At 61.0% G+C, this 20114-nt stretch carries 15 protein-coding genes; 8 read left to right on the forward strand and 7 right to left on the reverse strand.

Annotated elements, in window-relative coordinates; translation table 11 throughout:
* Nucleotides 1–6: 6 nt before the first annotated feature.
* Nucleotides 7–762, forward strand: coding sequence for a spermidine synthase (locus BLU71_RS03045; protein WP_042607880.1), 756 nt, complete (start codon nt 7–9; stop codon nt 760–762).
* Between the two features lie 111 nt (nt 763–873).
* On the opposite strand, the gene BLU71_RS03050 is transcribed toward BLU71_RS03045, so the two are convergent.
* Nucleotides 874–1665, reverse strand: coding sequence for a crotonase/enoyl-CoA hydratase family protein (locus BLU71_RS03050; RefSeq protein ID WP_083354295.1), 792 nt, complete (start codon nt 1663–1665; stop codon nt 874–876).
* A gap of 420 nt (nt 1666–2085) precedes the next feature.
* On the opposite strand from BLU71_RS03050, the gene BLU71_RS03055 reads away from it, so the two are divergent.
* On the forward strand, nt 2086–3759 hold the full coding sequence (locus BLU71_RS03055; RefSeq protein ID WP_042607879.1) for a DEAD/DEAH box helicase: 1674 nt from the start codon (nt 2086–2088) through the stop codon (nt 3757–3759).
* A 106-nt stretch (nt 3760–3865) separates the two neighbouring features.
* On the opposite strand, the gene BLU71_RS03060 is transcribed toward BLU71_RS03055, so the two are convergent.
* The gene (locus BLU71_RS03060) at nt 3866–4633 is read right to left on the reverse strand and encodes a DODA-type extradiol aromatic ring-opening family dioxygenase (RefSeq protein ID WP_042607878.1); all 768 of its coding nucleotides are present in this window, start codon (nt 4631–4633) and stop codon (nt 3866–3868) included.
* 103 nt (nt 4634–4736) lie between these two features.
* Between BLU71_RS03060 and BLU71_RS03065 the strand changes: the two genes are divergently transcribed.
* The gene (locus tag BLU71_RS03065; protein WP_065616894.1) at nt 4737–5393 is read left to right on the forward strand and encodes a thiopurine S-methyltransferase; all 657 of its coding nucleotides are present in this window, start codon (nt 4737–4739) and stop codon (nt 5391–5393) included.
* 171 nt (nt 5394–5564) lie between these two features.
* On the opposite strand, the gene htpX is transcribed toward BLU71_RS03065, so the two are convergent.
* Together htpX and BLU71_RS03075 are read right to left on the reverse strand one after the other, a co-directional pair.
* Nucleotides 5565–6452 (reverse strand): protease HtpX, encoded by an 888-nt coding sequence (htpX, locus tag BLU71_RS03070; RefSeq protein ID WP_083352268.1) that lies wholly within the window; start codon nt 6450–6452, stop codon nt 5565–5567.
* Nucleotides 6453–6755: 303 nt separating this feature from the next.
* Nucleotides 6756–7967, reverse strand: coding sequence for a pyridoxal phosphate-dependent aminotransferase (locus BLU71_RS03075; protein ID WP_042607876.1), 1212 nt, complete (start codon nt 7965–7967; stop codon nt 6756–6758).
* A gap of 224 nt (nt 7968–8191) precedes the next feature.
* Between BLU71_RS03075 and msrB the strand changes: the two genes are divergently transcribed.
* The 3 genes from msrB (at nt 8192) to BLU71_RS03090 (ending at nt 9632) form a co-directional block, all read left to right on the forward strand.
* The gene (msrB, locus tag BLU71_RS03080) at nt 8192–8587 is read left to right on the forward strand and encodes a peptide-methionine (R)-S-oxide reductase MsrB (RefSeq protein WP_083352269.1); all 396 of its coding nucleotides are present in this window, start codon (nt 8192–8194) and stop codon (nt 8585–8587) included.
* 104 nt (nt 8588–8691) lie between these two features.
* Entirely contained in the window at nt 8692–9177 is a 486-nt protein-coding gene (locus BLU71_RS03085) for a glutathione peroxidase (RefSeq protein ID WP_083352270.1), read from the forward strand.
* Complete coding sequence (locus BLU71_RS03090) at nt 9174–9632, forward strand: MarR family winged helix-turn-helix transcriptional regulator (protein WP_083352271.1); 459 nt, start codon at nt 9174–9176, stop codon at nt 9630–9632. Before BLU71_RS03085 ends, BLU71_RS03090 begins: the two co-directional genes overlap by 4 nt.
* On the opposite strand, the gene BLU71_RS03095 is transcribed toward BLU71_RS03090, so the two are convergent.
* Nucleotides 9616–11937, reverse strand: a complete 2322-nt coding sequence (locus BLU71_RS03095) for a hybrid sensor histidine kinase/response regulator (protein ID WP_042607872.1) — start codon at nt 11935–11937, stop codon at nt 9616–9618. The two genes, BLU71_RS03090 and BLU71_RS03095, sit on opposite strands and share 17 nt — an antisense overlap.
* A gap of 165 nt (nt 11938–12102) precedes the next feature.
* Between BLU71_RS03095 and BLU71_RS03100 the strand changes: the two genes are divergently transcribed.
* Entirely contained in the window at nt 12103–12993 is an 891-nt protein-coding gene (locus BLU71_RS03100) for an ATP-binding protein (protein ID WP_041478431.1), read from the forward strand.
* Entirely contained in the window at nt 12990–13472 is a 483-nt protein-coding gene (locus tag BLU71_RS03105; RefSeq protein WP_042607871.1) for a GAF domain-containing protein, read from the forward strand. The genes BLU71_RS03100 and BLU71_RS03105 overlap by 4 nt, the downstream gene beginning before the upstream one ends.
* Here BLU71_RS03105 and BLU71_RS03110 read toward each other — a convergent pair whose 3' ends face one another.
* Complete coding sequence (locus tag BLU71_RS03110; RefSeq protein ID WP_083352272.1) at nt 13473–16418, reverse strand: HD domain-containing phosphohydrolase; 2946 nt, start codon at nt 16416–16418, stop codon at nt 13473–13475. It abuts the gene before it with no gap.
* A gap of 48 nt (nt 16419–16466) precedes the next feature.
* Nucleotides 16467–20111 (reverse strand): transporter substrate-binding domain-containing protein, encoded by a 3645-nt coding sequence (locus BLU71_RS03115; protein WP_083352273.1) that lies wholly within the window; start codon nt 20109–20111, stop codon nt 16467–16469.
* Between the last annotated feature and the right edge of the window lie 3 nt (nt 20112–20114).

Below are 20114 nucleotides of genomic sequence, written 5' to 3' on the forward strand. Positions count from 1 at the left end.
GACGAAATGACTGAGGAGCGCGTCGAGCATCTGCTCGCCGAAGTACAGGATGAGTTCGGCGTGATTCGCGTGCTGGAAGTGGCCGATTACCGCTTTCTCGAATTCGGCGATGCGATCGAGCAGAGTTGCGTGTTCACCGCTGACCCGAGCTGGCTGGAGTATGACTACACCCGTGCGATGCTGATCGGCGCGCTGTGTCACGAGCAACCTGAGAGCGCGCTGTTTCTCGGATTGGGGGCGGGCACGCTGACCCAGGCCTGTCTCAAGTTTCTGCCGCTGGAAGACGTCGAAGCCATCGAACTGCGCCCGGACGTGCCGCGTCTGGCCATCGAGTACCTCGGTCTGGATGACGATCCGCGTCTGTACATCCGCGTCGGCGATGCGCTTGAGCTGCTGCCCACAGCCGAGCCGGCGGATCTGATTTTCGTCGACCTGTACACCGATGTCGGCCCCGGGGTCGGGCATCTGGCCTGGAGCTTTCTCGGCGATTGCCAGAAGCGCCTGAATCCGGGCGGCTGGCTGGTGATCAACCAGTGGGCCACCGACGATGGCAAACCACTGGGCGCGGCGTTGTTGCGCGGCCTTTATCACCGGCATTACTGGGAGCTGCCGGTGAAGGAGGGCAACGTGATTCTGATCGTCCCAGCGGACCTCGATCAGACGCTGGATCTGCAGGCGCTGACCCAACGGGCCGAAGCGCTGGCGCCACAGCTGGGGTATTCGTTGCAGTCGTTGATCAAGGCGATTCGCCCGGCGACCTGAAACGAGGGCCGTGCCGGCCCTATCGCGAGCAGGCTCACTCCTACAGGGGATTGCATTTCAAATGTAGGAGTGAGCCTGCTCGCGATGTCGCCTCGACAGGCGCCAGACTTCTCAAACTCCTTTGAAGATCCCTGGCCGCCGCTCCACCAGCGACCGCACCCCCTCCCGGGCGTCTTCAGTAGCAAGCAACTTCTTCACCAGCGCCGGTAACGCCTGCGCCGCGGCCGTCTCACCCTCATAGCGCGCCTTTCGCGCCGACATCAACGTCGCCTGCACGCCCAGCGGCGCCTGCCGGGCAATCCGTTCGGCCAGCTCGATCGCCCGCGGCATCAGGTCTTCACTGGCCATCACTTCCTGCACCAGGCCCAGATGCAACGCCTCGTGGGCATCAAACTCATCGCCCGTGAGCAACCAGCGCATCGCATTGCCCCAGCCGGCGATCTGCTGGAAACGCAAAGTCGCCCCGCCAAACGGAAAGATCCCACGCTGCACTTCCATCTGCGCGAAGCGGGTGTTGCTCGCGCACAGGTTGATGTCTGCCGCCAGCATCAACTCGATGCCAATGGTCAGGCAGTAACCTTGCGCGGCGACGATCACCGGTTTGCTCACCCGGGGCCCGACGAAAACACCCCAGGGATCGCAACCGCCGGTCGGAACCTGCCAGCCTTCGGCCAGTGCGGCACTGGCATTGACCAGGTCGAGCCCGGCGGTGAAGTGCTCGCCGTGGCCGAACACCACGGCCACCCGCGCTTCGCGGTCGGCTTCGAACTCGCCGTAAGCCAGGCTCAGCTCATTGAGCAGATCGAGGTCGAAGGCATTGCGCTTGGCCGCCCGATCAAGGCCGATCAGGTACACGTGACCACGACTTTCTCGGCTGACGCGGCCGGCGCAGGGCTGATTCATGAAGAATTCCTCGAGCAGGATGGACGGGTGCGCGGCGCTTTGCCGCAGGTCGGTGAACCGTTTAAGCGTCATCACCCGCAGGGCCGGGCCTTTGCAAAATAGACCGTTGCACGATTATCCGCAAAAGCCCGTTACACGGCGGTGATACACGGGTTGTGGCGATAAAAAAAGCTCCCTTTTTGGGCAAAATCCGGTATAGTGCGCGCCGGCCTTTAACCGGGCCGCGTTTAGGTAGCGCAATTTCCCGAAGTCAGCTTCGGCTGCACGTCCGCACTGCGGGCTCTTCCTTGACGATTCATCTTCATTCATTCGTTTTCGCAAATCCCCGCCGACAAAGCTGCCAGGGCGACTCTTGAGTCTCAACACGGCATGCGCAGCTTTGGAGCATGGGTCTTTGCGGATGCACTTAGAGGCAGACCCATGACCCAGGAAACCGGCGGATTCGCCGCTTTTAATCTCAACCCGAATATTCTTGCAGCCGTCGCAGCGACCGGCTACGAGGAGCCTTCGGCGATTCAGCAGCAATCGATCCCGATCATCATGGCCGGCCAGGACATGATTGGCCAGGCGCAAACCGGTACCGGTAAAACCGCCGCGTTCGCACTGCCTATTCTGCACCGCATCGATCCTGCCAAGCGCGAACCGCAAGCCCTGATCCTGGCGCCAACCCGAGAGTTGGCGCTGCAAGTAGCAACCGCTTTTGAAACCTACGCCAAGCAAATGCCAGGCGTTACGGTCGTGGCCGTTTACGGCGGCGCGCCGATGGGCCCGCAACTCAAGGCAATCCGTAATGGCGCACAGATCGTTGTCGCCACTCCGGGTCGTCTGTGCGACCACCTGCGTCGCGACGAGAAAGTCCTGTCGACCGTGAACCATCTGGTTCTCGACGAAGCCGACGAAATGTTGAAGCTGGGCTTCATGGATGACCTGGAAGTCATCTTCAAGGCTCTGCCAGCGACCCGTCAGACCGTTTTGTTCTCGGCGACCCTGCCGCAGTCGATCCGCGCCATTGCCGAACGCCACCTGCGCGATCCGCAACACGTCAAGATCCAGACCAAGACCCAGACTGTTACCGCGATCGAACAGGCTCACCTGTTGGTTCACGCTGACCAGAAAACCTCCGCCGTGCTCAGCCTGCTGGAAGTCGAAGACTTCGACGCCCTGATCATGTTCGTGCGCACCAAGCAGGCCACCCTGGACCTGGCCAGCGCCCTCGACGCCAAAGGCTACAAAGCCGCCGCGTTGAACGGTGACATCGCCCAGAACCAGCGTGAGCGTGTGATCGACTCGCTGAAAGATGGCCGTCTGGACATCGTTGTGGCGACCGACGTTGCTGCCCGTGGTCTCGACGTTCCGCGTATCACTCACGTGTTCAACGTTGACATGCCGTACGACCCGGAATCCTACGTGCACCGTATCGGTCGTACCGGCCGTGCGGGTCGCGAAGGTCGTGCCCTGCTGCTGGTGACTCCGCGTGAGCGCCGCATGCTGCAAGTGATCGAGCGTGTAACCGGTCAGAAGGTTGCCGAAGTGCGTCTGCCGGACGCTCAGGCTGTGCTCGATGCCCGCATCAAGAAACTGACCAACAGCCTGTCGCCGCTGGTCGCTGATGCCGAATCGACTCACGGTGAGCTGCTCGATCGCCTGACCGCCGACATCGGTTGCACCCCGCGTGCACTGGCCGCTGCGCTGCTGCGCAAGGCTACCAACGGTCAAGCGCTGAACCTGGCGGCGATCGAGAAGGAACGTCCACTGGTGCCGAACAACGCACCGCGTGGCGACCGTCCTGAGCGTTCCGGCGATCGTCCGGACCGTGGTGATCGCGAGCGTCGCGCGCCAATGCCGTTGGGCGAAGGCCGTGCTCGTTGCCGTACCGCGCTGGGTGCGCGTGACGGTATCGCTGCGAAAAACCTGTTGGGCGCCATCCTCAACGAAGGCGGTCTGGCCCGTGAAGCGATCGGTCGCATCCAGGTGCGTGACAGCTTCAGCCTCGTCGAGCTGCCGGAAGAAGGTCTGGAAAAACTCCTGACCAAACTGAAGGACACTCGCGTTGCTGGCAAGCAGTTGAAGCTGCGTCGCTATCGCGAAGATTGATCCGCCTCTGGGCTGATTGATCGCAGATAAAAAATCCCCGACTGGTTCGGGGATTTTTTTTGCCTGTGTTTTGGCGTCTGTGGGAGCGAGGCTGCTCGCGAAGGCCTCAACCGAAGCGATAAATATCCATACCCAACGCGCCCATCGTAAAGCCCTGATGCGCCACGCTGAAAATCCCGCCAGCACCGCGAGCAAAGAACAACGGCAACAAATGCTCTTCACTCGGGTGGCTGCGCACGGCGCTCGGTGCCTGCTGGCGATAATCATGCAGCGCCGCCTCATCGTCGGCGGCAAGCCTGGCGATCATCCAGTCACGGAAATCCCGCGCCCACGGCTCAATGCTTTCCGGCCCGGCGTGCCAGTCCAGTTCGCGCAGGTTGTGGGTGATGCTGCCGGAGCCGATCAACAGAACGCCTTGCTCGCGCAGGCTCGCCAGAGCACGGCCAACTCGCGTCTGCAGTGCCGGGCCGCCGCGACTCGGCAGCGAGACTTGCACCACCGGAATATCGGCCTGCGGATACATCAGCGACAACGGCACCCAGACGCCATGATCGAACGGTCGTTGCGGATCGAGGCGCGACGGCAGGTCATTGGTGTTGAGAAGCTCAGCCACTTCGGCTGCCAACTGCGGATTGCCCGGCGCCGGATATTGCACTTCGAACAACGCTCGCGGAAAGCCGCCGAAGTCGTGCCAGGTCTCCGGGTGCGGATGGCTGCCGACCAGCAGTTCGTGGCTTTCCCAGTGTGCCGAGACGATGACGATGGCTTTGGGGCGCGGCAGTTCGGCGGCCAGTCGCGCCAGTGCCGGGCCGCTGGCACCGGGTTCCAGTGCCAGCATCGGTGAACCGTGGGAGATAAACAGGCTGGGCAACATGGGCGGACTCCTCAGCGTTAAGATGAGCCATCTTCAGTCAGGTCATCGATCTGAATCCAATATAAGTTTCTGCGGTTTTTCATCGGTTTTTCGGGAGTGATCCATGCAGCCTGAGTTTTGGTACAAGAAATGGGATTCGAACCAGATCGGCTTTCACCAGCCCGAGGCCAACCCGTATTTGCAGCGCTACTGGGCGGATCTGGCGATTGCACCGTCGGCGCGTGTGCTGGTGCCGCTGTGCGGGAAGAGTCTGGATCTGCTCTGGCTTGCCGGGCAGGGGCATCAGGTGCTTGGGGTTGAGCTCGCGGAAAGGGCTGTCGAGGATTTTTTCGTTGAGCACAAGCTTGAGCCGCAGATCAGCGAGCAGGGCGCGTTCAAGGTTTATCGAAGTGATGCCGTCGAACTTTGGTGCGGGGATTTTTTCGCGCTGAAGGCGGAGGATGTCGCGGGTTGCACTGCGTTGTATGACCGCGCCGCGTTGATTGCCCTACCGGAAGCGATGCGCGAGCGCTACGCGACGCACCTGCAGCAGTTGCTGGCGCAGGGGATGAAAGGGTTGGTGATTACCCTGGATTACGATCAGACGCAGATCCCGGGGCCGCCGTTTGCGGTGAGCGATGGTGAAGTGCAGCGGTTGCTGGGCCAAGGTTGGCAGGTGGAGAGGCTGGAAGAGCGGGATATTCTGGCTGAGAGCCCCAAGTTTCTGCAGGGCGGGGCTGAGTGGTTGGTGGAGCGGGTTTATCGGGTTTCTTCCAGATAGTTTTTTGTTAACAGTCCGGCGTCTTCGCGAGCAGGCTCGCTCCCACAGGGGAATGCATTCCAAAGGTGGGAGCGAGCCTGCTCGCGAAAGGGTTGGCACTGCCAGCGCATAATCGTCGGACACAAAAAAAGGCCCGCATCACTGCGGGCCTTCTTTTTCAGTGCGATCAAATCAACCGCGACGACGCAGGGCGTCAATACGCTCTTCCAGCGGCGGGTGGCTCATGAACATGCGGGCGAAGCCCTGTTTGATGCCACCGTTGATGCCAAAGGCGTTCAGGGTGTCGGGCATATGCACCGGCAAGCCCTGTTCGGCGCGCAAGCGTTGCAGTGCGCCGATCATCGCGCTGGTACCGGCCAGGCGGGCGCCGGCTTCGTCGGCGCGGAATTCGCGCTTGCGCGAGAACCACATGACGATCGCACTGGCGAGAATGCCCAGCACCAGTTCGGCGAAGATGGTCGCGACGTAGTAGGCGATGCCCTGGCCTTCTTCGTTCTTGAAGATCACCTTGTCGACGAAGTTGCCGATGATCCGCGCGAAGAACATCACAAAGGTGTTCACCACGCCCTGGATCAGTGCCAGCGTAACCATGTCACCGTTGGCAACGTGACCGATTTCGTGGGCCAGTACGGCTTTCACTTCATCGGGCGAGAAACGCTCGAGCAGGCCCTGGCTGACCGCGACCAGCGCGTCGTTCTTGTTCCAGCCGGTGGCGAAGGCATTCGCCTCGTAGGCCGGGAAAATCCCGACTTCAGGCATCTTGATCCTGGCTTCGCGGGACAGTTGCTCGACCGTTTGCAGCAGCCATTGCTCATGACGAGTGCGTGGCTGGCTGATGATTTGCGTTCCGGTGCTCATCTTCGCCATCCACTTGGAGATGAACAGCGAGAACAGCGAGCCGGCGAAACCAAAGACCGCACAGAAAACCAGCAGCTGACTGAGGTCGAGATCGACCCCGTTGGCCGCCATGAACCCGTTGAAGCCGAACAGGCTCAGGGTGATGCTGGCTATCAGCACGACCGCCAGGTTAGTGGCCAAAAACAGCAGGATGCGCATCATGGTTGTAGAACTCTCCTCAAGCTAAAGATGTAGCGTACTGCGGGGTATATAAGGTGCGGCACCGGGCTATTCAACCGAGTGACTATTTCAAACTGTGTCCTACAGCGGTTTCCTGAGGAAAAAGAAAATTCCCACTCTCAATTCCGATGCGGATGACACAGCTTCGCGCCCCGCTGCCATTAGGTCGGACACGTCTGCACGCCTCGCATCGCAAGTGTAGAAGGGCTGCAAAGGTGCGGAACAAAGATGTGTTGCTGAATCAGACAGTACGCAACGGCTGATCCGTTGCGCACTGCTGGCCTATTACTGGCGGTAGGACTTGAGGAAGTTGCCGATACGGCCGATGGCCATTTCCAGATCATCGACGCGGGGCAGGGTGACCACACGGAAGTGATCCGGCCAGGGCCAGTTGAATGCCGTTCCTTGCACCACCAGCAGCTTCTCGGAGAGCAGCAGGTCGAGGACGAATTTCTCGTCGTTATGGATCGGGCAGACCTTCGGGTCGATTTTCGGGAATGCGTACAGCGCGCCCATCGGCTTGACGCAACTGACACCGGGAATGTCATTGAGCAGTTCCCAGGTGCGGTTGCGCTGTTCCAGCAGGCGGCCCTGGGGCAGGACCAGATCGTTGATGCTCTGATAGCCGCCCAGCGCGGTCTGGATCGCGTGCTGGCTCGGCACGTTGGCGCACAGACGCATGTTGGCCAGCATGTCGATGCCTTCGATATAGCTCTGTGCGTTGTGTTTCGGCCCGGAGATGGCGATCCATCCGGAGCGGAAACCGGCCACGCGGTAGGATTTCGACAGGCCGTTGAAGGTCAGGCAGAGCAGGTCCGGCGCCAGCGAAGCGGTGCAGATGTGCACGGCATCGTCATACAGGATCTTGTCGTAGATTTCATCGGAGAACACCACCAGGTTGTGCGCCCGGGCGATTTCCAGCATGCCCAGCAACACTTCCTTCGAGTACACCGCACCGGTCGGGTTGTTCGGGTTGATGATCACCATGGCCTTGGTGTTCGGGGTGATCCTGGCCTTGATGTCGGCCAGGTCCGGGAACCAGTCGGCGCCTTCATCGCACAGGTAATGCACGGCATTCCCGCCGGCGAGGCTGACGGCGGCGGTCCACAGCGGATAGTCCGGCGCAGGCACCAGCACTTCGTCGCCGTTATTGAGCAGCGCCTGCAGCGACATCACGATCAGCTCGGAAACACCGTTGCCCAGGTAGATGTCTTCGATGCCGACGCCCTCGACCTGTTTCTGCTGGTAGTACTGCATCACCGCCTTGCGCGCGCTGAACAGGCCTTTGGAATCGCTGTAGCCTTGCGCGGTCGGCAGGTTGCGGATCACGTCCTGGAGGATTTCGTCCGGCGCTTCGAAACCAAACGGCGCCGGGTTGCCGATGTTCAGCTTGAGGATGCGCTGGCCTTCCTCTTCCAGTCGTTTGGCGTGCTTGAGCACCGGGCCGCGAATGTCGTAGCAGACGTTGGCGAGCTTGTTCGATTTGCTGAACTGCATGGCGATGTGATCCCGAAAATGAACGATCCAGGCGGCAAGTGGACAACCGTACTGGGATTGCTGCGTCTTCGCACAGGCGGAGGTCTGTCGCTTGAGCGCTCAGAATCCGTTTGAATGCGCCCGGTCTGGCTGCCAGACTGGCGCGTGACGAGGCGCAATCATACGTGCCGCCCGATCCGTGGAAAAGGTACAGATCGGGCTTTTTCAGCCGCTGAGGTGTGATGATGGAAAAGTTGCAGAAAACCCTGGAAGAGTGGAAAGCCATGCTCGACCCCGAGCAGTACAACGTCTGCCGTCTGAGTGCCACCGAGCGCCCGTTCTCCGGCAAATACAACGACACCAGAACCGACGGTGTCTACCACTGCATCTGCTGCAATGAACCACTGTTCGATTCCACGACCAAGTTCGATTCCGGTTGCGGCTGGCCGAGCTTCTACGCGCCGATCGGCGAAAGCGCGATGACCGAAATCCGTGATACCAGCCACGGCATGATCCGCACCGAAGTGAAATGCGCGCGCTGCGATGCGCATCTTGGCCATGTGTTCCCGGATGGCCCGCCACCGACTGGCCTGCGGTACTGCATCAACTCGGTGTGCCTGAATCTCGAGCCCCGCGAATAACCGAACCAGGCGACGCGATGTCGCCTTTTTTTCGAATAATTAAATTGCACACAATTCAATTGCTCGTTATGTTCGCCCTTTCCTCACGATTGCGGAGCCATCTCATGAGCGACAACCTGCTGAATATCCCCTGCACCACCATCAAGGGTGAGCAAAAGACCCTCGCCGACTTCGCTGGCAAAGCAGTGCTGGTGGTCAACACGGCGAGCAAGTGTGGCTTCACTCCGCAATACAAAGGCCTCGAAGAGCTCTGGCAGACCTACAAGGACCAGGGGCTGGTGGTGCTGGGCTTTCCCTGCAACCAGTTCGGCAAGCAGGAACCGGGCACTGAGGGCGCCATCAGCGAATTCTGCGAGCTGAATTTCGGCGTCAGCTTCCCGCTGTTCAAGAAGATCGACGTCAATGGCGCCGATGCTCATCCACTGTTCGTGCAGTTGAAGAAACGCGCCCCGGGCGTGCTCGGCTCGCAGGGCATCAAGTGGAACTTCACCAAGTTCCTGATCGGCAAGGACGGCCAGTTGGTCAAGCGTTTCGCCCCGACGACCAAGCCGCAGGATCTGAGCGACGAGATCGAAGCCTTGCTGAAATGAGCCTGGCGGTTGATTCGCTGAAGCTCGACAGCCAGTTGTGCTTCAAGCTTTACGCAGCCTCGCGGGCAGTGATTCGCGCCTACAAGCCGATGCTTGATCAGTTGGGCCTGACTTACCCGCAGTACCTGGCGATGCTGGTGCTGTGGGAGTGGCATGACGCTGCACCGGAGCAGCCGACGGTAAAAGCCCTCGGCGAACGTCTGGCGCTGGACTCGGGCACGTTGACGCCGTTGCTCAAGCGGCTGGAGCACATCGATCTGGTCCAGCGTCGGCGCTCGGAGCGCGATGAACGCGAGGTGCATTTGAGCCTGACGCCTGTCGGCGCAGCACTGCGCGAACAGGTCGGGCCGCTGAAAGCGCGCCTGTTATGCGACAGCGGCGTTGATCTCGACCGTCTCGACGACTTGCGCGCCGGCCTCGATCACTTGCTGGGGCAGATCAAAGCGCTGACGTAGTCGGCATCCACTGATCGAGCAACGCCGCGAGTTCTTCGCGGCGAAAGGGTTTGGCCAGATAGTCGCTCATGCCGGCCGCGCGGCAGCGTTCGCGCTCCTCGGACATGGCATTGGCGGTCAGCGCGACGATCGGCAGATTCGGCCAGCGTCCGCTCTGGCGAATCTGCCGACTGGCTTCATAGCCATCCATCACCGGCATGTTGCAGTCCATCAGCACCAGATCGAAATCGGCAAACTCCAGCTGGTCCAGCGCCTCGGCGCCATGGCCCGCCACCACCACATCGCAGCCTAGCTTGCCGAGCATGCCTTTGGCGACCAACTGGTTGACCGGGTTGTCCTCGACCAGCAGCACCTTGCCCCGACGCGTGGACGGCGAGGCATCCGCTTGCGTTTCACTGAGGGTGGCGACATCCGGTTGCAGAATCCGCCGCAGGTGCTGATAGAGCGCGTTGCGCGCCAGCGGCCGGGCTTGCTGCTGCAAGGGGGCGAGGGCGGCGGCTTCTTCGCTGGGCAGGAAACTGCCGTAAGCCGTCACCAGCAGAATCGGTGCGGTGATGTTCGGGCGCAGACCGAACAGGCACTCCGGGCAATCAGTGATCAGTACGTCAGGATTCAGGCCCAGCAGCGAGTCATCGATGGTGCGCTGCGTGTATTCCAGCCCCCACACCGGCAACAGGCTTTTCAGCAGCTCTGCCAGACCACTGCTGGCGGCGGTGATCGCCAGGACCTTGCCGCGTAACGGCTCCGGCGCCAGTGCGCGGGTGTGGCTTGGCAGGGGCAGATCGGCGCAGAACTGGCTGCCGAAACCGCTCTCGGAACTGATGGTCAAGCGGCCCTGCATGGCTTCGCACAGGTTATACGTCAGCGCCAGACCCAGCCCGGTGCCGCCGTATTGACGGGTAATGCCAGCGCCAGCCTGAGTGAACGGCTGGAAGATTTTCACCTGAGCTTCCTGGGCGATACCGATGCCGGTATCGCAGACTTCGATGCGCACGCCATGCTTGTGCGCCGACAAACGCACGTCGACCCGACCGAAGCGGGTGAATTTCAGCGCATTGGATAAAAGGTTGCTGACAATCTGCCGCACTCGCGTCGGATCCCCCAGCACCAGGGCCGGGAAGTGCGGCTCGATCAAACAGGTCAGCTCAACGCTCGGCGCAGCATTTTGTGAGAGCAGATTGGCCGTGTCCTCGATCAGCGAGCCGAGATCGAACGGGATGTTTTCCAGCTCCAGTTGCCCGGCGTCGAATTTCGACAGGTCGAGAATATCGTTGAGCAGTTCCACCAGCACCTTGCCCGAGTCGTGGGCAATCGACAATTGTTGCTGCTGCTCGGCGTTCAGCGGGCCGTCGAGCGACAGCGCGATCATCCCCAGCAAGCCGTTGAGCGGCGTGCGGATTTCATGGCTCATGTTGGCCAGAAAGGCCGAACGCGCTTCGGCCATGTCCAGCGCCGTGCGGCGCGCCACTTCGAGTTCTTCGTTGGACTGGCTGAGACGGGCGTTGATCGCCTTGAGCTCGGCGGTGCGCGCCGAGACGATGTCTTCAAGTTGCGCGAGGTATTCGGTCAGGCGGTTTTCCGCTGTACGCCGTTGCTGGATTTCGGTGGCGATGTTCTCGAATTGCTGATTGGCGACTTTCACCAGCACACCGATTTCATCGTTGCCGTGGCCGGCGGGGCACTCGAGCGTGGTCGGCTCGGCGCTGCGTGGATCGCGGCCGCTGAGCTCGCGGATGACTCGCACCAGTGGCTTGGTCAGCATCACGTAGAACAGCGCCAGCAGGATCCCGGTCAGCAGCAGGCTGCGGGCGAAGCCATTGAGCAGGGTGACTTCTGCACGTCGCAGGAAACGGCTGCCGAAGGCATAGGTGTCGACTTCGAGCTTGAGGACGCCAAGGGATTCATTGGGCAAGTGGTCGAGGTACAGGCGGTCTTCGAAATGACGCTTGGCGCCGAACAGGAAGTCGCTGATCAGCCGATAGTTGCTCTGCAGTTCCGGGCGTTTGACGTTGGCCAGCACGGTCTCGTTGTTGTCGATCAGTTGCGCGGCGATGATCGCCGGCGAGCGCAGCAGGCCCAGGGTGAGTTCCTGCGCCAGTTCGGCGTCGATGTTGTAGGCGATGCGCGAGGCCGGGTTGTGGCTGATTTCCAGCAGGGCGAGGATTTCCCGGTTGATGGAAGCGTCTTCGCTGGCATAATCGATGCCGATCTGCAGCAGACTGAGCAGGGTGCCCAGAATGAACCCGACCAGCACGGTAAGCCTGGCTTGCTTGTATGACAGCCGGTGGGTGAATTTGATATCCATGAGGTGTTGAACCACTTCCGTTTCCCTTCGCTGCTCAAGCATAGTCGATCATGTATGGATACCGAGGTTCCCGAATCGCCTTGTAACAAGGCTTGGTCGGGCAATTCTATCTGTGCAGGGTCGCTGGATCGTCATCATCACTGTGAAAGTGCCCGAGGAGAAGACGTGGATTCCCGATTGAATGCTTTTCTTGAACGCGCCGAGTCGGTTCTGGCGCGAATCGAACCACTGTTGCCGGCACCGCGTCCTGTCATTGACTGGAATACGTGTCTGGCGGCGCGCTGGCAGCGTGACGGGCGCAGCGGTTATCTGCTGCCGCTGGAAGTCAGCCTCGACATGCGCCTGTCGGACCTGATCGGCGTCGACCGTCAGTTGGAGCAATTGGGCCGCAACACGCAACAGTTTCTCGATGGCATGCCGGCCAACCACGCTTTGCTGTGGGGCTCGCGCGGCACTGGCAAGTCCTCGCTGGTACGGGCGTTGCTGGCCGAGCATGCCGGCGCGGGCCTGCGTCTGATCGAGATCGAGCGCGATCATCTGGCGGACTTGCCACGGGTGGTCGAGCAGGTCGCCAAATTGCCGCAACGTTTCGTGCTGTTCTGCGATGACTTGTCGTTCGAATCCGGCGAAGGCGACTACCGCGTGCTGAAAAGCGTGCTTGACGGTTCGCTCGAGCAGGCCCCCGACAACGTCTTGCTGTACGCCACTTCCAACCGCCGCCACCTGGTGCCGGAAAAGGAAAGCGACAATGAAAACTGGAAGCGCGTCGACGGCGAACTGCACCCCAGCGAAGCGGTGGAAGACAAGATCGCCCTGTCGGACCGCTTCGGTCTGTGGCTGTCGTTCTATCCGTTTACCCAGGAACACTTCCTCAATGTCGTCGAACACTGGATCGGCCAGTTGGCCGCCAAGGCCGGCCTGAGCTGGCAGCGCGACGAAGCACTGGACATTCTCGCCGTGCGCTGGGCCACCGGCCGCGGTAATCGCAACGGACGTTGCGCGTATCAATTCGCCCGCTACTGGGTGGGACTGAAATTGCTGGAGCACAAGGCATGATTGATTTGCAACACAGCGGCCAAGGCCTCGAAGGCTACGGTATGTTGGCTGCCCAACTGGAGTCGCTGCTGGCGGACGAGCGCGATTTCATCGCCAATGCCGCGCAGTTTTCCGCGTTCCTGTTCAACCAACTCGATGATCTGAACTGGGCCGGCTTCTACCTCAACCGCAACGAAGAGCTGGTGCTCGGCCCGTTTCAAGGCCAGATCGCGTGCGTGCGCATTCCGTTCGGGCGTGGTGTGTGTGGCGCGGCGGCTGCCAGTCTGCAGACTCAGCGCGTCGAAGATGTGCATGCCTTCCCCGGCCACATCGCCTGCGACAGCGCTTCGAACAGCGAACTGGTGGTGCCATTGGTCAAGGACGGTCGCCTGATTGGCGTGCTTGACCTCGACAGCCCGAAGCTGGCGCGTTTCGGCGCCGCAGACCAGGCCGGCATCGAGCAGCTGGCAGCGATTTTCCTGCGCCTGACCGACTGCTGATCAACCGCTGAGGCCAGCCTTGTGCAACAGGCTGGCCGTGTCCACGCTGTCGATTTGCGCGGGATCGAGAAACCGCGTCGCGTACTGCATGTACACCCCCTCGTTGATGAACAGGCCGAACAGCGGCGCGTCAATGTGCGCTTCGCGGCACATGGTCGCCATGATCCCGAGCGCCTCGCTCAACGATTTGGCTTTCTTGTAAGGGCGATCGGCGGCGGTCAGCGCTTCGAAAATATCGGCAATCGCCATCATCCGCGCCGGCAGGCTCATCTGCTCGCGCTTCAGCCGTTTCGGGTAGCCGGTGCCGTCCATTTTTTCGTGATGGCCGCCAGCGATCTCGGCGATGCTGTCGAGGTGGCCGGGGAAGGGCAGGCGGCTGAGCATCATGATCGTCTGCACCATGTGGTGATTGATGATGTAGCGCTCTTCGCGGGTCAGCGTGCCCCGGGCGATCTTCAGGTTGTAGAGCTCGCCGCGGTTGTACTTGTATGCGGGCACATCGAGTTTGAAACCCCAGGGATTGTCTTCCGGGATCAGTTCGTTCGGGTCGCGTTCGATCAGATGCTCGGGTTTGTCGGCCAGCAGTCTTTCGCTGACGGGCAGCGTGGGCGCAGGCGTTTTCGCCTGGCGGCGGTGTTCTTCCCATGACACACCAAGGCGATCGTCAAGCGTGCGCAGCCAGGGGCGTAGCGCGATCTGGTCAAGGCGTTGCAGATCAGCCTCGGCCATGGCCTCGCCACCGAGATTGCAGCGGGCGACAAAGGCAAAATCGTCGTCCAGCGTCATCAACTCGAGGTCACGCGAGCGGGCCAGCGCAGCGTCGTCTGCACCGTTCGCCAACGTCTGCCAGTAGTTGATCCAGACATCACGCTTGAGCACTTCGAAACGCGTACGGACTTCGTGGATGCGGTCGTTGATGGTTTCAAGTTTGGTGGCTTTGTCGACCACGTATTCCGGCGTCGTGACCTTGCCGCAATCGTGCAGCCACGCGGCGATGTGCAACGCCTCCCATTCATCCTCACTGGGCTGATAGGCACTGAACGCCGGCGCCTGGCTGGCGGCGGCAGCCTGGGCGAGCATCAGCGTCAGTTCCGGTACTCGCTGGCAGTGGCCGCCGGTGTACGGGCTCTTGGCGTCGATCGCGCTGGCGAGCAGCTGGATGAAAGCATCGAGCAATTGTTTCTGCCGGGCCTGCAGGCGCTGGCTTTCGATGCTCACCGCCGCCGCGCCGGACACCGCCTGCAAAAAGGCGATGCGGTCAGGTCGCAGTTTTTCCAGATCGCTCGGCGCACCGCTGTCATCGACCAGCAGAATCAGCAGGCCGATGGTTTCGTCATGCTGGTTGTGCAGGCGGATACCAATCAGGTGGATGCGTGGCGACTGCATCGCCAGGAGGATTTTCTGCAAGTCGCCAGCCTGATCGAAGCCCAGATGGCTAACGGTATTGTTGGCGCTGGCCAATTGTTCGAACCACGCTGGCCCGCTGTTTTGATGCAGCTCACGGCCCTGAATGTCGAACGCCTCCAGTGCTTGCGGTACGCCATCGATGATCAGCCCATAAGGTTCCATGCGGGCACCGTCGGCTTCACGCAGATAGATCAGGCCGGCCTGAGCCTGGGCGATTTGCACGGTTTCGAAGAGCACTCGTTCAAGCAACGGGGCGAAGCGTGTTTCGGCACACAGGCTGTCGGTGATCCGGAAGAAACTGCCCAGGGTGTCCTTCATCCGCGCCATGGACAGGCTCAATCGGTCGATTTCCAGCACGGCTGAGCGGCGGGTCAGTGGGAAGTTGAAGTCGAAGCTGCGAATGGCATCGGCTTCCTTGACCAATGCATGCAGCGGTTTGACGAGGATCCGCGAAGTCACCCAGCCCAGTGGCAGGCACAGCAGCAAGATCGCCAGGGTGATGAGCGCGCCTTGCCAGCGCAGGCGGAAAGCGTCGGCCAGTAATTCATCTTCCGGCACCAGCAGCGCCAGTTGCAGACCTTTTGGCCCACCTTCCTCAATGCCGGTACGGGCGACGATCCATTGCCGGCCGTTCACCTGCAGGCGCTTGCCAATATCTCCTGCGCTGAAAAGTGCGTTCAGCTCGGGGCTCAGATCGGCCGCTCGGGCCAGCCGCGCCGAGCGGTCGTCGACGATCAGGCGATGGCTGTCGGGGTAGGCCACGGCATTGCCGTCGGTGTCGTACAACGCGATTTCCGTAGAGGGCGTGACCCGGTGCCTGCCAAGGGCGGTCGACAGCGAGGCGAGGGTCAGGTCGGCGCCAATCACGGCGTTCTCGCCGCTGCGCCGGGCCAGCGTGGTGCCGACATTGTGAGTGGAGAAAAATACGTAGGGTTCGGTGGTGATCTGCCCGGCCTGTTGCAGGGCGTCGCTGAACCAGTTCCGGTTGCGTGGATCGTAGGCGTCCTGCGGATGATCGCGGCGGCTGATCGGGGTCAGGGCCTGATCAAAGAACAGTGATTGCGAGCGTATGGCGCCTTGGGGATCGTGCTCGATGCTCCACACCTGATACACCGCCGTGTCCGGCGCCTGCAGCTGGGCCTTGAGCGCCGCCGTGCGCAGCGCCCGCACCATGAAAAAGTCGCCATTGGCGTAACCCAGATACAGCGAAGCCAGCGCCGGGTTGTCGACCAATGACTGGCTGAAGGGCTTGAGCAAGGGCAGGCGATGCTCAAGATCAGCAGACTGGGCCGCCGGGGTATCTGCCAGCAGGCTCAACAGATGGCGGATCGGCTGGTAAGTCGCCTGCAGGTCATCGCGCACATCCTGTTCGATGCGATCGAACAGTTTCTCGCTGCTCGACAGAATGATCTGCGTGGTCTGGCGGTAATTGAACAGGCCCAGCACTACGCCCGTCAGCAACAAAAGAAAAGTGAACATGACGCTGATGTGCACGTGCAGCGGCAAGCGGCGCTGCTCGGGGCGCAGTGGGCTGGGCATTGCAGGCTCTCCATGAATGTTTAACTCACTGCTCAGCCCCAAGCATAGTTAAGACTCGCTCACTGTGCCTTGGTCGGCCAATGCCAATTGATGTTGCAGGGCTTGCTCCAGTTCGAGCATCGCCTGACTGGTTGCTTGCCATCGGCGGCCAATCTCCAGCGAGGGAAGCGCTTGCTGGCAAGCGTCCTCGAGGGCATCGCAACATTCGATCAGCCGCGATGCCTGGGCGATGCGTGCCGCGCCCTTGATCTTGTGGGCGACTACTGTCAGTCCTTCGCGATCATCGGCAGGCGAAAGAGTGAGCAGTTCCTGGCGGTCGAGGCGGCTGCTTTTGAGCAGCTCCACCAGCAAGCGGCGTGTTTGCGCCGGGTTGCTGCCGGTCAGCAGGCACAAACTCTGCAGGTCGAACACCGATGCGGGAGACGCTGGCGTGATCCCGTCGATCCACTGTCCGAGCAGGGTCAGGCTCAGTGGCTTGAACAGGCAATCGTTCATGCCGGCGAGTTTGCAGCGCTGGACTTCCTCTGGCTGGGCGTTGGCCGTGAAACCCAGCACGGTGCACGGCGGACGACGATTTTGCAGCTCGAACTGGCGGATGGCGCGAGTCAGCTCATATCCGTTCATCACGGGCATGTTGCAGTCGGCAATCACCAGATCGAAATGCTCTGCCTGCCACAGTTCCAGGCCGCTGCGGCCATCTTCGGCGATGCTGAAGCGGTGACCGAGAAACTCGAGCTGCTGGCACATCAGCAAACGGTTGGCGGGATGGTCGTCGACCACAAGGACATGCAGGGGCGTCGTTGCAGGTTTGATCGCCGGCTCGCTTTTCGCTGGGTGTGTCGTTGCCGGACGGATTTGCAGTGGCAGGGACACGCAGACCTGAGTGCCCAGTTCCGGCTGGCTGTTGAGCTGCAGTTGTCCGCCCATCATTTCACACAGGTTGCGACTGATGACCAGCCCCAGCCCGGCGCCGCTTGTGGCCTGGCGACTGCCATTTTGTGCCTGGGCAAACGGTTCGAACAGGCGCTGTTGATCTTCGGCGCTGATCCCGACACCGCTGTCCTGCACGGTCAATTGCATCAGAGCCCGTCCGGTTGCGTCCGATGTCATCAAGTCCAGGGTAATCCGCACGTGGCCGTGGTCGGTGAATTTGATGGCATTGCTGACCAGATTGGACAGCACCTGCTTGAAGCGCAGCGGATCCAGATGCACCTCCACGGCCGGGTCCGGCGGATTGAAGACGACTTGCAGGGCGAGGTTTTTCTGCCGGGCGAGACCGTCGAAGATGCGCGCCACGGATGTCACCGTGTCGACCAGGTTGATCCAGTCCGGACACAGGCTCAGTCGCCCGGATTCGATGCGGGCGATGTCGAGAATATCGCCAATCAGCCCCAACAGATCCTTCGCCGAATGGTACGCCGTGTCGATGGATGCTCGATCCGGATGCTGGGGCTCGATGCGTTTGAGGGTCAGCTCAAGCATGCCGATCACGGCGTTCATCGGTGTACGGATTTCATGGCTCATGGTCGCCAGAAACGTGCTCTTGGCCCGGTTTGCCTCGTCTGCCTGCTCCTTGGCCGCGCGCAGTTCCTCGAACAACTGACGGCGTTCACTGATATCGATCCAGCCGCCGATGATGCCCTGGACGTCGCCGCTGGAGTCGCGGTAGGGAAGGATCCAGTGGTAAATCGTCAGACGGCGGTTGCCGATGTGCAGGGGGCGGTCGAGTATCAGCGCAGTACCTTCGGCGATGACTCTCTGGTAATCGGCGTGGAAGGCCTGGGCCTCGAAAGCATTGCTCACTGTGCCCTGCATGACCCCTTTGCCAAGGATGTCCTCACGCTTGGCGTTGAACGCCTGAAGATAGCTGTCATTGCAACTTTGCAGCAGACCCTGGCGATCCCGCACGTAGATCGGATGCGGCGTGCCGTTGACCAGAGATCGCATGAACTCCAGTTGATCGTTCAACGCGCGCTCGGCGGCGCGGCGCTGTTTGATCTGATGGCGCATGTAGGCGTTCCAGGTCAGTAACAGCAGGAGGATCAGGCCGGCGGCAGCGATGACTTGATAGAACAGGCGCTGATAGTTTTGCCAGATGTTCTGCGATGCGGTGGAGTAACCACGCCAGCGACCGTTGATCACACCCAGTTCTTCCGGAGCAATGCTCAGCAGTGCCTTGTTGATGATCGAGGAGAGCTCGCTGTTGTCACGGGCGGTAGCCAGCGAAAACGCGGCCTGACCGGTACCGATGGTGGTGGTGATCTGCAATGGCCGGGCAAAGATGCGCGATGAAATGAAGTAGTTGGCGATCACCAGTGAGTTCACGGCGCCGTCGACATGGTTTTCAGCCAGCATCGACACCGCGCTGAAACTGTCGGGCGTTTCGATCACTTCAATGCCCGGGAAGTCTTCCCGCAAGTAATCGACCAGTGGATTGCCTTGGGCGATCGCCAGCCGCTTGCCTTTGAGTTGTGCCAGGTTGGTCGGGCCGTCGGCGCTTTTGCGGGTCAGCAGCACGTAGGAATTTTCAAGGTAGGGCCGGCTGAAGCTCAGGGTTTTTTCGCGTTCGGCACTTGGCAGCAGCGCGGCGATCAGATCGGCTTTGTGGTTGTCGATCTGTCTGATCATTTCCGCATCGTTGCGACTGCGCTGAATTTCGAAACGCAGGCCGGTGCGCAAGCGAATGAGTTCGAGCAGATCGGCGCTGATGCCCCGAAAGTTGCCGGCGCTGTCGAAGAAGGTCAACGGTGCGAACGCTTCATTGACCACTACGCTGACTACGGGATGCTGCTTGAGCCAGCTCTCCTCGCGATGGGTCAACTGCAGTTTTCGGTCGGTGAGCAGCAGGTCGCTGCCAGCGCTCCAGCGTTTGCCGATTTCGTCGCGCTGGCTGCCCGGAATGGCATCGAGCACCGTGTCGACAATGGCCAGCAGTTGCGGATTGCTGCGCCTTACGGCGAAGCTGAACCCTTGCGCTTCCTGCTTGCCGAAGTTGGCCATGCGGACATTGTTCAGATACCCCTTGTTGATCATGTAGTGGGTGGAAAGGGTATCGCCGAGAAACACATCGGCCTGGTCGAACGCCACGGCGTTGATTGCATTCTGGTAGGACGGATAACAGGTAATGAGCGCCTTGGGATACAGCGCTCTGATCTCGGGCAGTGGCAAGTAGTGATAAACCATGCTCAGGCGCAGCCCGGCCAGACCCTCGGTCAGAGAGCGGGTTTCATCCTCGCGGGTCACCAGTACTGGCTGATCGACCGCGTAAGGTCTGGAGAACGCCAGATTGGCGTTGCCCGCTTCGTAGCCGTTGGCTGTGCCGAGCAGGTCGATCTGGCCGTCGACCAGGGCGCGAATGGCAGCGTTGCGGGAGGGGAAACGTTGCACCCTGATCGGTAAGCCGGTGGCCTGGCCGAGGATGCCCGCGTAGTCGGCGGTGAGTCCTTCGTAGTCCTTGCCGCTCACGGTCATGTCGAATGGCGGGTAGTCAGGTGCGGAGGTTCCCAGCACCAGTTCGCTGCGACTCTGCAGCCATTGCCGCTGAGCAGGCTGCAAGACAACCTGGACGGCTTCGCTGGCCGAGCGACTGAGCAAGGCGTAGTCCGGTGAGACGCCTGGCATGGCAGATGCGTTGGCGCTCAGGCACAGACCTGCGCTCCAGGCGATTAGATAGTCCTTTAAACGGCTGGGCATGTA

This window comes from Pseudomonas moraviensis, from assembly GCF_900105805.1.
Classification (GTDB): Bacteria; Pseudomonadota; Gammaproteobacteria; order Pseudomonadales; family Pseudomonadaceae; genus Aquipseudomonas; species Aquipseudomonas moraviensis_A.

What these genes read in the sequence shown, in the direction of transcription:
- BLU71_RS03045 (WP_042607880.1), top strand. Translation starts at nt 7, where the DNA reads ATGACTGAGGAGCGCGTCGAGCATCTGCTCGCCGAAGTACAGGATGAG.
- BLU71_RS03050 (WP_083354295.1), bottom strand. Translation starts at nt 1,665, where the DNA reads ATGAATCAGCCCTGCGCCGGCCGCGTCAGCCGAGAAAGTCGTGGTCAC.
- BLU71_RS03055 (WP_042607879.1), top strand. Translation starts at nt 2,086, where the DNA reads ATGACCCAGGAAACCGGCGGATTCGCCGCTTTTAATCTCAACCCGAAT.
- BLU71_RS03060 (WP_042607878.1), bottom strand. Translation starts at nt 4,633, where the DNA reads ATGTTGCCCAGCCTGTTTATCTCCCACGGTTCACCGATGCTGGCACTG.
- BLU71_RS03065 (WP_065616894.1), top strand. Translation starts at nt 4,737, where the DNA reads ATGCAGCCTGAGTTTTGGTACAAGAAATGGGATTCGAACCAGATCGGC.
- htpX (WP_083352268.1), bottom strand. Translation starts at nt 6,452, where the DNA reads ATGATGCGCATCCTGCTGTTTTTGGCCACTAACCTGGCGGTCGTGCTG.
- BLU71_RS03075 (WP_042607876.1), bottom strand. Translation starts at nt 7,967, where the DNA reads ATGCAGTTCAGCAAATCGAACAAGCTCGCCAACGTCTGCTACGACATT.
- msrB (WP_083352269.1), top strand. Translation starts at nt 8,192, where the DNA reads ATGGAAAAGTTGCAGAAAACCCTGGAAGAGTGGAAAGCCATGCTCGAC.
- BLU71_RS03085 (WP_083352270.1), top strand. Translation starts at nt 8,692, where the DNA reads ATGAGCGACAACCTGCTGAATATCCCCTGCACCACCATCAAGGGTGAG.
- BLU71_RS03090 (WP_083352271.1), top strand. Translation starts at nt 9,174, where the DNA reads ATGAGCCTGGCGGTTGATTCGCTGAAGCTCGACAGCCAGTTGTGCTTC.
- BLU71_RS03095 (WP_042607872.1), bottom strand. Translation starts at nt 11,937, where the DNA reads ATGGATATCAAATTCACCCACCGGCTGTCATACAAGCAAGCCAGGCTT.
- BLU71_RS03105 (WP_042607871.1), top strand. Translation starts at nt 12,990, where the DNA reads ATGATTGATTTGCAACACAGCGGCCAAGGCCTCGAAGGCTACGGTATG.
- BLU71_RS03110 (WP_083352272.1), bottom strand. Translation starts at nt 16,418, where the DNA reads ATGCCCAGCCCACTGCGCCCCGAGCAGCGCCGCTTGCCGCTGCACGTG.
- BLU71_RS03115 (WP_083352273.1), bottom strand. Translation starts at nt 20,111, where the DNA reads ATGCCCAGCCGTTTAAAGGACTATCTAATCGCCTGGAGCGCAGGTCTG.